The 9,012-nt window shown below is 65.5% G+C and carries 10 protein-coding genes and 2 pseudogenes; 5 read left to right on the top strand and 7 right to left on the bottom strand.

Going from position 1 to position 9,012, the window contains the following annotated elements:
• A pseudogene (locus WDW90_RS32685) lies at nt 1-97 on the bottom strand (helix-turn-helix domain-containing protein); the annotation flags it as partial.
• Between the two features lie 392 nt (nt 98-489).
• Between WDW90_RS32685 and WDW90_RS32680 the strand changes: the two are divergent.
• A complete protein-coding gene (locus WDW90_RS32680) occupies nt 490-687 on the top strand; it encodes a polyhydroxyalkanoate synthesis regulator DNA-binding domain-containing protein (protein WP_336491788.1) in 198 nt (65 codons plus the stop codon).
• 60 nt (nt 688-747) lie between these two features.
• On the opposite strand, the gene WDW90_RS32675 is transcribed toward WDW90_RS32680, so the two are convergent.
• The 4 genes from WDW90_RS32675 to WDW90_RS32660 form a co-directional block, all read right to left on the bottom strand.
• Entirely contained in the window at nt 748-1,443 is a 696-nt protein-coding gene (locus WDW90_RS32675; protein ID WP_336491786.1) for a VIT1/CCC1 transporter family protein, read from the bottom strand.
• A 5-nt stretch (nt 1,444-1,448) separates the two neighbouring features.
• The gene (locus WDW90_RS32670) at nt 1,449-2,003 is read right to left on the bottom strand and encodes a cytochrome b (RefSeq protein ID WP_336491784.1); all 555 of its coding nucleotides are present in this window, start codon (nt 2,001-2,003) and stop codon (nt 1,449-1,451) included.
• Between the two features lie 8 nt (nt 2,004-2,011).
• A complete protein-coding gene (locus tag WDW90_RS32665) occupies nt 2,012-2,788 on the bottom strand; it encodes a VTT domain-containing protein (protein WP_336491783.1) in 777 nt (258 codons plus the stop codon).
• A gap of 231 nt (nt 2,789-3,019) precedes the next feature.
• Entirely contained in the window at nt 3,020-3,880 is an 861-nt protein-coding gene (locus tag WDW90_RS32660) for a universal stress protein (RefSeq protein ID WP_336491782.1), read from the bottom strand.
• Between the two features lie 243 nt (nt 3,881-4,123).
• On the opposite strand from WDW90_RS32660, the gene WDW90_RS32655 reads away from it, so the two are divergent.
• Nucleotides 4,124-6,151 carry a cation-translocating P-type ATPase gene (locus tag WDW90_RS32655; RefSeq protein WP_336491781.1) on the top strand — a complete coding sequence of 676 codons (2,028 nt, stop codon included), beginning with the start codon at nt 4,124-4,126 and terminating at the stop codon, nt 6,149-6,151.
• Here the strand turns inward: WDW90_RS32655 and WDW90_RS40980 are convergent.
• Nucleotides 6,049-6,327 (bottom strand): annotated as a pseudogene (locus tag WDW90_RS40980) (Crp/Fnr family transcriptional regulator); the annotation flags it as partial. The gene WDW90_RS32655 and the pseudogene WDW90_RS40980 sit on opposite strands and share 103 nt — an antisense overlap.
• Nucleotides 6,328-6,836: 509 nt before the next feature.
• On the opposite strand from WDW90_RS40980, the gene WDW90_RS32650 reads away from it, so the two are divergent.
• A complete protein-coding gene (locus tag WDW90_RS32650) occupies nt 6,837-7,055 on the top strand; it encodes a hypothetical protein (RefSeq protein WP_336491779.1) in 219 nt (72 codons plus the stop codon).
• Nucleotides 7,052-7,480: a hypothetical protein gene (locus tag WDW90_RS32645; protein WP_336491778.1), complete on the top strand. Its 429-nt coding sequence runs from the start codon at nt 7,052-7,054 to the stop codon at nt 7,478-7,480. Before WDW90_RS32650 ends, WDW90_RS32645 begins: the two co-directional genes overlap by 4 nt.
• 198 nt (nt 7,481-7,678) lie before the next feature.
• On the opposite strand, the gene WDW90_RS32640 is transcribed toward WDW90_RS32645, so the two are convergent.
• Nucleotides 7,679-7,864 carry a hypothetical protein gene (locus WDW90_RS32640; protein ID WP_336491777.1) on the bottom strand — a complete coding sequence of 62 codons (186 nt, stop codon included), beginning with the start codon at nt 7,862-7,864 and terminating at the stop codon, nt 7,679-7,681.
• A gap of 197 nt (nt 7,865-8,061) precedes the next feature.
• On the opposite strand from WDW90_RS32640, the gene WDW90_RS32635 reads away from it, so the two are divergent.
• On the top strand, nt 8,062-8,898 hold the full coding sequence (locus WDW90_RS32635) for an IS5 family transposase (RefSeq protein WP_336491776.1): 837 nt from the start codon (nt 8,062-8,064) through the stop codon (nt 8,896-8,898).
• Nucleotides 8,899-9,012 lie beyond the last annotated feature (114 nt).

Here is a 9,012-nt window from a genome sequence, read left to right as displayed (position 1 = left end):
GCAGCGACACACCTGACATCTCCGCGAGCTGCCGTTGGTCGATACCGAGCAGGGCTCGCGCGGCACGCATCTGGGCGGCAGTGATCAAGCGCATCATCCTCTGAACAATGAGGGATGATGCCTGATACATCAGAATAGATGCTGTATCAACTAGCCTGGAGGCCTTGCACGTATGAGAGGCGGAGCCCCTCAAGCGCGTCGAGGCGCGGCACGTTACATTCCGAATGGACCGCCGAATGGGCACCTTCCAACGTCCTATTGCGCCCAGCCGCTCAACATGCGGTGCAGGCCGAATTTGGCAGGGCCTCGCGCAGGCACGGCCGAGGGCAGCGCCACGGTCCAACCCTCAATGCCGGAGTTCGGCCTGGACCCAGAGCCGGTCAACCTTCCTCGCGTTGCGGATCGTTGGCCCAGTCTATAATCATTCCAGGAAGAAAGGTGGGCCGGGGCGCCGGATGGCGTGACCCGGCATGCAAGACCTGAGGCCCGATGCAGACCAAGAAGTCCCAGCCAATCCGACAGTTGAAGCGCTACGCAGGCTGCCGCCTCTACGATCCTGAGAACAAGGCGTACGTCTCGGCGGCCGAGCTCGAGCGCCTCAAGGTGCAGGGGTTGAGAATCGCCGTTCGCGACGTGGAGACCGGGCAGGACGTGACGGACGAACTCATCCCGTCGCGCGTCCAATGAGGCAAGGTTTGGGATAGATTACTGCTGACGCACACCTGCGCTAACCAGTACAATCAGCGTTCAAACCACCTTGCCGATCAGATGGCCGATGCCGGCCGTGACCGCCATCGCCAACGCGCCCCAGAATGCTACCCGCGCCGTCGCGCGCGGCAGGCTCGCGCCCCCAACCCACGCACCGATTGCCCCGAGTACGGCCAGGCAGACCAGCGAGGTGCCCGACACCGTGTAGACGGCGAGCCGCTCCGGCGAGACCGCCGCCACCAGCAGCGGCATCGCGGCACCGGCCGAGAAGGTCGCCGCGGACGTCAAGGCCGCCTGCACGGGGCGCGCGGTGGACATCTCCGAGATGCCAAGCTCGTCCTGGGCATGCGTGCTCAGGGTATCCCTGGCCATCAGCTGGTCGGCGACCTGCAGGGCGAGACCGTAATCGAGGCCGCGAGCCACGTAGATCTGGGCGAGCTCCTCCCGCTCGGCGGCCGGATCGGCCGCAAGCTCCGCTCGCTCCCGCGCAAGGTCGGCTTGCTCGGTATCAGCTTGCGAACTGACGGAGACGTACTCGCCCGCCGCCATCGACATCGCGCCGGCCACCAGCCCGGCGCAGCCTGCCACCAGGACCTCGCCAGTGGCCGCGGACGAGGCTGCGACGCCAACGATGAGGCTCGCCGTGGAGACGAGCCCGTCATTGGCTCCCAGCACCGCCGCGCGCAGCCAGCCGATACGGTCGATCAGATGTCTCTCGGCGTGCTGGCCGCGCATCGTCATCACCGTCGCGCAAGGGCTTCGGATGACGAGCGTCCGGGCGGCATCCGGCCTAGCACCGCGTCCTGCCAGAGGTAATGGTGCACCAGGGCGGCCGTCACGTGGAAAAGGACGACTGCCATCAGGAGGTTGGCCGCCAATCCATGCCAGTGGGTCAGAGGGCGGCGCAGCGCCGGATCCCCGAGGTGCGGCAGGCTCGCGATGCCGAACAGGCTGACGCCACGCACTAAGGCGTTGGCGACGCCGAGCCCCGCGACGACGAGGAGCAGGACGTAGAGCGCGGCATGAGTCGCCTTGGCGAGGAGGTGCAGGGGGCCGGGGTCCTCGATCGGAAGCTGGCGCCCGCCCGTGTGCCGCCACAGCGCCAGGGCCCCGATGACGCCGGCGAGCACGAAGCCCAGCACGAAGTGCACCGACCAGACGGCTTCGCGCGCCGGGCCCTTTGCCAGCAGGTCCTCGACGAACTCGCCGATCAGATACAACGTGACCACCAGTCCGGCCGCCAGCCAGTGCAGGCCGATGGTGATGCGGTCGTAGACCGAATTTCCGCGATCCAATGCTCGTCTCATTGCTGCTGGCCGGCTCCTGTAGGCCGTGTGCTTACACGGAACAGCCGCTTCAGTCGGCACTTGCGCCAAAAGTTGAATGGCATCCTCTGTGCGGAAACCGCGGCACCGCTCCCAGCTTCGGCAGCTCCTTTCTTCGGCCGATCAACGATAGAGGCTGGTAGGCCTGACTTTGTCACTAAGGTCAGTCTGTGGTGCTGAAACAGGGTTCTCCAGTCCAAGTGGGTGAAGATGAAAAGCGCGCCGATCACCACGAGCTGTGACACGATGAACCAGATCCCCGCGTAGAAGGCCGACTCGGTTGAATCAATGCTCAACCGCCGTCCCGCCGCTGCGCCGGTTGTAACAAAGAAGCCGTAGCTCGCACTTCTGCCGATCAAGAAGGGCAGCGCAGCACGCCAAAGCGGCAGGGCCGTCAATCCGTAAGCAATGAACAGCAAGTTCGACGGCAACGGACTGAAGGCATAGAAAAGAAAGAGACTTGCTGTCAGACGCGTTCGCGCCTCAAGCCGCTGCTTGATCTCGTCGATGTTCTCTCGATGCTCCTTGTCCAGGAGACGTTCTCGCACAAGTCGATGAGAAAGCTTCGCCAAGGTGAGCCTGCCGAGTGTCGCGGCGGCCGCCCCTAGCAGGGCAATAACCGCGATACTTGCCTCGGGGAATTCGAACCCCACAAATGCAAGGGCCATCCACGTTGGCGGCGCGAAGACGGGCACGACGTTCAGTCCGAAGACCAAGCCGAACAGAAGAAGCAGGGCAGGCAGCTGATCGAGCATCGGGTGTTCGTCTTTGTAGCCTCGGCCGCGCGGAAGTTCGGGTCAGGAACTGTTGTCTAAAATCCAGGGCAAACCTGCCGGCGTGCCGGAGAGCGGCAAAGCGATCTGCCGTCAGCCGCGTCAGCCCCGAAGTTACCAAAGTCATCGCTTCATCTGGTTCCTTTCGACGCGTGAATCCCCAAACTTGGCCGTGCGATGCTGCATCTTCGGCCGGCAACCTGAACCACCGTCTCAGTGCGCGAGGAACAGGGGGACTGGGCTCCGCGCGAGCAGAGACTGTGTCACGCCGCCGAGGAACCACTCTCGGACTCGCGAATGCCGGTAGGCCCCCATCACGATCATGTCCGCCCGGAACAGCGCCGCCTCCCTGCGCAGCGTCTCGGCCACATCGACTTCCAATGGCCGGTCCTTGACCGTGACCTCGACACCGTGGCGCGCGAGGTGGGGAGCGAACTCGACGCCGGGAACTGAGCTCAGCAGCTTTTCGGCGTCGCCCACGCAGACAATCTCCACTGCCTCGGCAGCGCGCAGGAACGGCATCGCGTCGTTGGCCGCCCGAGCGGCCTGAGCGCTCCCGTCCCAGGCAACAATGAGCCGCCGCGCAGAGAAGGCATTGTGACCGGCTGGCACCACGATGACCGGGCGTCCGCTCCGGAAGAGTACACCCTCCATCAGATCGCGGTCTGGCGCGACCGCCAGCGGCTCGGCGTCGAGAACGATCAGGTCGTGCAGGCGAGTCCGTGCCGATAGCCGCGCGACAAGCTCGTGGTGCATGAGGCTCGGCGACTCAGTCGTGCAGGTGACGCCCGCCCGTTCCGCGTCACTCGCGGCCCTCTCCGCTGCGCTCCGTGCCAGAGACGCCAGGCGGCAATTCTCGGCCACGACGAGCTCGTCGGCGAACCCGCAGAGCGGCAGAGCCGTGGTCATGAACCGGATCGAGGCGGACTGGACGGTCAAGTGCGCGCTCGCAGCCCTCGCCAGCGTCAGGCCGTAGCCGAGGGACGAGGCAGCCTCGTCCCCGCGCCCTTCCTCGGTGATGCCCACGAGGATGTCGCAGATACCTGAGAGGACGGCGGTCTGCTGAAGCGACATCCCGACTTTCTCCGCGTCACGAACACCGTCAAGAGATTGGCGCGGTGACTTGCGGATGCATTGATCCAGCGCAAGCCTAGAACCACGGTCTCGAAGATTGCCGACTGCGCTCCGTCCCCGTGCGCTCCGTGACCTGACCGGCTGGTTTTGGACCGGGTTGATTGAGTGGATCAGCCAAGACGGGAGGAGCTCTTCCAGCGGATCCTGACTGGACGATCATCGGAGCGCGACGGGGGCAAGACCATGACAGAGATTCGCTCGTCCGAGATTGTCAGTGCATGTGCCGCGCAGGAACCGGCCGAGCCTTATCGCCTCGGCACGGAAGAGGTGCTCGCGGGTCTGCGCGTCGAGGCCGACTCTGGGTTGAGCCCGAGCGAAGTGCGCTCGCGCCTCGAGCGCTGCGGTCGCAACGAGCTGCGCGCCGCGGAGCCCGTGCCCACCTGGCAAAAGATCCTCACCCAGTTCACGGACGTCCTTGTTGTCCTGCTCCTCGTCGCGGCCGCCGCCTCTGCAGGGTTGTGGCTGTACGAGCGGGAGGCCAGCCTGCCCTACGAAGCCATCGCGATCCTCGCCATAGTGCTCCTTAACGCGGCCATGAGCTTCGTCCAGGAGGCCCGCGCCGACCGAGCCGTCGCGGCCCTGCGGCAGATGTCGGCCGCGCAGGCGAGGGTCGTTCGGGGTGGAAAGCACCAGACCGTGCCGGCGACGGACCTCGTGCCGGGCGACATTATCCGCCTCGAAGAGGGCGACACGATTCCGGCCGATGGACGGCTGATCCAGACGAGCCTGCTGCAGACGACGGAAGCCATCCTGACGGGCGAGAGCCTCCCGGTTTTCAAGGATGTTACGCCGGTCACTGCCGCGGCGGACCTGGGCAGCCGCAGCAACATGGTCTTCTGCGGCACGACCGTGACCTGTGGCCGGGGGCTGGCGGTCGTGACTGCGACCGGAGCGCGGACCGAGATTGGACACATCGCCGGGATACTGCGGGATACCCCGGAGGAGAGCACCCCCCTGCAGGCCGAGCTCGACCGCGTGGGCAAGCGTCTCGGGCTTGTGGTCGCCGGTATCGCCGTCGTGCTGATCACGACCATTGTCGTGGTCGAGGACGTCCGGGGCGTCCACGCCCTCCTCGGCGTGCTCATTCTGGGCGTGGCCCTGGCCGTAGCGGCGGTTCCGGAGGGTCTCCCGGCCATCGTCACCGCGGCCCTGTCGCTCGGTGTGCAGCGCATGGCGAAGCGGAAGGCGATTGTGCGCCACCTCGCAGCAGTGGAGACGCTCGGCTCGGCCGACGTGATCGCGTCCGACAAGACCGGCACGCTCACCCGGAACGAGATGACCGTGCGCGTGGTCGTGACGGCAAGCGGGCGCGTCGACGTCGGCGGTAGCGGCTACGTCCCCATTGGGCAGTTCAGCCAGGCCGGCGGTCAACTCGGCGAAGCGCACCGGTCCGAGGTACAGCAGGCGCTCCTCGCCGGCCTGCTAGCCAACAACGCTGTCCTACAGGAGCGCAACGGGCACTGGACCGTGCAGGGCGATCCCACCGAAGGGGCGCTCATCGCCGCCGCGCGCAAAACGGGGCTGGAGGCCGGAGCAGTGGCCCGCCGCTTCGTGCGCATCGCCGAGATCCCGTTCTCGTCGGAGCGCAGGCTGATGAGCACGATACAGAGCGATGCCGAGCGTGATGCGGAGCTGTTCGTCGCCACGAAGGGAGCGCCGGACGTCGTGCTCGCGCGCTGCTCGCAGGAGTTCGTCGAGGGGCAGTGCCGTGCGCTCACGCGGGAGCGCCGCAGCGCGATCGCGGCGGCGAATGAGGCTCTGGCCGGGGAGGGGCTGCGGAGCCTCGGGGTCGCCTTTCGGTCGCTTCGGAGGAACGGGGTGACCGGCGCGACGCTGGACGGGTGCGTCGAGCAGGATCTTGTCTTCCTCGGGCTGACCGGCATGACCGACCCGCCCCGCCCCGAGACTGGCGAGGCCGTCGCACGGGCGGGGGCGGCCGGCATCCGCCTCATCATGATCACGGGCGACCATCCGGGAACCGCGTCTGCGATCGCCGCCGAGCTCGGCTTTGCGGCCGGAGCCCGCACCGTCACGGGTGCCCAACTCGTCAGCTCATCGATGGTCGCGCGCGGGATCTCGACGCAGGTGCAGCCCCAAGGCGTGCCGATGGCGTGGTCCATCTCGCCCAAGATCGCGACATGCAGGTCGCAGAAGTCGCCCGGCACCAGGAAGGCCATGATCTGGCGCCTGCCATTCGACAGGAGCTTGTAGCGGCAGGCGAAGCCCTCCATGACGAGGTGCACGCACTCGGGCCGTGCCCCTTCCGCGATAATGTCCCGCTTTGCTTCGACGTGGCGAGGCCGGCTGGAGATCTCCTGCAGGAGGTCTCGATCCTCATCGGTCAGACGAGCTCCATGCTGCAGCTTCAGGATCAGCGGATTGGACATAGCGTCCCCTCCACGTGCGGTGACATCAAAGGTCGGCGAGTATGCGCGCAGCAGCCCGCTCTGCGTAGTTAAAACGTACCTGTTTCTTTTCCTTCCCCAGGTCGCAGGTGATGGTTTGGAGTGAGCAGCTGAAACTCGCCCATGCAGCCTGTCGCTGGCAGCGGCGATCTCAGGCTCAGCGTTCCAATAGGGCTTGCCCCAGTGGACCGCTCCAAGCGGCGCAAAACGCTGTGTAAGAAAAACGACGGTTTTCCAGGCGCTTAATCCTGTTAGGTTTGTGTGTCTGGAAATCAAAACGCCGCGCGATCTCGACCCATCCGCACGGATTGAGCGTTATGGAGCCGCTCAGTTCGCGGAAGGAGAGTTATGGAAGCGAGTGCTTGGCGGCCCGAGAGCAGCCGGTGCCTGTCTCGAGGCGCACGCCTGCCAGCGGGCCGCCAGTAAGCGTGACCGCCATCATAGTCGCCTGCTGAGCAACCGGGCAGGGATGTCTCAACCTGGAGGCATCCATGCAGTTCGTTCACCCAGGGACGGACAGGGCGGTCATTGCGCTGCTGGCGACGGCACTTTGCTTGACGATTTCCCTCGTCGTCGTCTCAGCAGCCAAATCCGCCGCGCACGCGGAAAGCCGTGCGATCGAGCGCAGCTTGCAGTGCAGCGGTGACGTCGGGATCGCTTGGTTCGCCCACAATCGAGCCGCCCTCGCTCACGGGGAGGCTGTTTGGTGAGTGTCGCCCGCGTCGAGCAGCACGACGAGACGATCCGGAGCATGGTCGAAGGCGGCTATCCCCTGTCGCAAATCGAGCAGTACCTGCGTGCGCCGCGCAGCTTGGTACGCGCCCGGGTCGCCGCCCTCGGACTGTCCGAGCGCTCCGCCGACAACGGCCGCGTGTATCAGGCGCGAGTCGCGAAGGCCGGACGGTGCCGCTTCCGTCCCCTGACGGTCACGCGCCGCTTTGATGAGCGTGCGTCGCGGTTAGCTCGGCAACTGCGTGCGCGGGCAGGCCCAATCACCCCGTGGCAGCCCGAGCACTTCGTCTACATTCTGCACGAAGCTGGCCTCACACTCAGTGACATCGAGGAATGCACTGGCATCGCGCCCGCTCATGCGGTAGCCGCGATCCGTCGTTGCGCGGATGCGCGCACGGCATGATCAACTCGCAGCCATCCTCTTTTGCCTTCCGGTTGCCGACAGCAATGGAGAGCGTGCACGCGCGAGGCCCCGCAATTCGCATAATGCGCCCGTTTTCCTTCGCGTAAGGGCCAATATGGAACCACCCGGCTCTGAGAGGGCGTGGCCGGCGCGATCTCCGCACCCTTCTGGTCGTAGGGCCGCTGTCGATCACGCGCGTCAGCCGAGTACAGCAAAGGCGATGAGAACGGTCAGCGCGAGGATGACAAAGGCGTAGGGAGCGATGTCGCTCATACAGCCCTCCGGCTTGGCGAGCGAGGGGCCGCCGCAACTGAGCTTGCGATTGCAGCGGACGCGCTTGAGCGCCGTGGCGACCGGGCTGCGGCCGAGGCTTTGCGCGAGCAAGCCCGCAACTGCCGCGCAGATGCGATCTGTCTGCGGGCGCTGGCGGCTGGTGAGGCAGCGATGCGCCCCACCAAGCCTGATCACCGAAACTAGGCGTCTGAAGGGCTACAGGCGTGGTCTTAGAGCCGGGCCCAAAAGGATTTGAGTGATATCAAAGGGTTGTGATTCCTCCGGCCGAAAGGAAGGTGGAGGATCAGATGGCTTGGGACGCGAGCAGTCGTTACCAACATCGGCGAGAGGTATCCCGGTATCCAAGCGACATGACGGATCGGGAATGGGCCGTGATCGCGCCGCTCCTGCCTCCACCCAAATCTGGCGGACGGCCACGCAGGACCGATCTGCGGGCGGTGATGAACGCCATCCTCTACATCGCCTCCGGCGGCTGCCAATGGCGGATGCTGCCCAAGGACTTTCCCCCACGCTCGACGGTGCAGGGCTACTTCTACCGGTGGCGGGACAGCCGTCTCTGGGAGGTGATCAACCACCTCCTGGTCATGAGTACGCGGGAACTGGAAGGGCGCGACGCCAGTCCGACCGCCGGTGTCATCGACAGCCAGAGCGTGAAGACAAGCGAGAGCGGAGGGCTTGCCGGCTACGATGCAGGCAAGAAGATCAAAGGCCGCAAGCGCCACATCGTGACCGACACGCTCGGGCTGATGCTGTTCGTGCTCGTTCATGGAGCTGATGTGCAGGATCGCGACGGAGCCCCAGCTCTGCTGAAGGCAATCCGTCACCGCTTTCCGTGGCTGCGCCACCTCTTCGCCGATGGTGGCTACACAGGTGAGAAGCTGCGCGCGGCGCTTCACGGCCAAGGCGACTGGACCCTTGAGATCATCAAGCGATCCGACACGGCCCAAGGCTTCGAGGTTCTCCCGCGCAGGTGGGTGGTTGAACGAACTTTCGCCTGGCTTGGCCGCTGCCGGCGTCTCGCCAAGGATTGGGAGAAGACCACCGCGAGCTCCACCGCCTGGACCCTCATTGCCAGCATCAGGATGATGTCACGACGGCTCGCAAGATATTGCTATCCAACATGAACTTCTGAGTCCGGCTCTTAGGTTAGTACGGGGCTCGCGTCTCGGCCGGTTGAAGCCCCACGGGTGCTCAGTCCGCGGGGCTTCGTCTAGCGGTGAGACCTGGGCGGCTGTGCT

Source organism: Methylobacterium nigriterrae (assembly GCF_037106235.1).
GTDB classification, from domain to species: domain Bacteria; phylum Pseudomonadota; class Alphaproteobacteria; order Rhizobiales; family Beijerinckiaceae; genus Methylobacterium; species Methylobacterium nigriterrae.
The sequence above is the reverse complement of the archived record's forward strand: the minus strand, read 5'-3'. Positions and strand labels throughout refer to the sequence as shown.